Raw genomic sequence first — 804 nt, forward strand, 5'->3', positions numbered from 1 at the left:
AAACAAATTAACCTCCACCACATACTTGGTAAGGAGCCTGGACCTATGGTTGAGTTGGTATCATCGACACATAAACAATATCATAAGCAATTACACGGATTAATTGAAAATGGTAATAGCTTTAGACATAACGGAAGTCTTGCTTATCAATATGATACATTCAGAGCGGATTATTGGAAACTTCGTGCTTTAGACTTTATGTGAGGAATTAAGATGAAAGATATTGAAAGCTTAATTAGTAAACTATCTTCTACAACTAAGCATGAAGTTTTTTGGTTAGGTGCTGTAGATCAAGAGCAAATTACTAAATTAGAGAGTGCATTATCTTTTAGATTACCGGAAGACTTTAAATTTTTCTTGGAAAAAACCGGTGGTGGTGGAGTTGTTGAGCAAGAAATATCAGGGATTGAAGATAATGATGCGTTGGCTGAGTTCGGTGGTACAGTTTATTATGATACAATGTATTGCCGTAATGAATACTTTCTTCCTGATAATTTGGCAGTGATTTATTTTAAAGATGATGAAATTTGCTGGTGTTTAAATACATCACCAGATAATTTTGGGGAAGTGGTTAGTTATGATGTTTTCCTAAAGAGATATACACAGATAATGCATCGCTCATTTAAAGATTTTTTTGAAGAGTATGTTAATTTAAGATGTTCATAATTAAACAGGAAAGCCCCTCTTCGGAGCTTTCCTGTTTTTTGCCGCTATATCAGCATATTCCCCTGCTGCACCTGAATCACCACCTGACCGGGCATTACGCTGACTGATCGCTAGCGGTTGCTCGGTCAGGCCGCACTG

2 protein-coding genes are annotated in these 804 nt (G+C 36.7%); both read left to right on the forward strand.

Annotation, left to right across the window (positions count from 1 at the left end; all coding sequences use genetic code 11):
- Positions 1-204: HNH/ENDO VII family nuclease (locus ACQ4OC_RS19595; protein ID WP_430971568.1), on the forward strand; the 204-nt coding region annotated here is incomplete at its 5' end.
- A gap of 9 nt (positions 205-213) precedes the next feature.
- A complete protein-coding gene (locus ACQ4OC_RS19600; protein ID WP_430971569.1) occupies positions 214-666 on the forward strand; it encodes an SMI1/KNR4 family protein in 453 nt (150 codons plus the stop codon).
- The last annotated feature ends 138 nt before the right edge of the window (positions 667-804 follow it).

The sequence above is a fragment of the Yersinia sp. J1 genome (assembly GCF_050586585.1).
In the GTDB taxonomy this organism is placed as follows: Bacteria; Pseudomonadota; Gammaproteobacteria; order Enterobacterales; family Enterobacteriaceae; genus Yersinia; species Yersinia entomophaga.

Coding starts and splice junctions, on each gene's coding strand:
- ACQ4OC_RS19600 (WP_430971569.1), top strand. CDS start 214: ATGAAAGATATTGAAAGCTTAATTAGTAAACTATCTTCTACAACTAAG.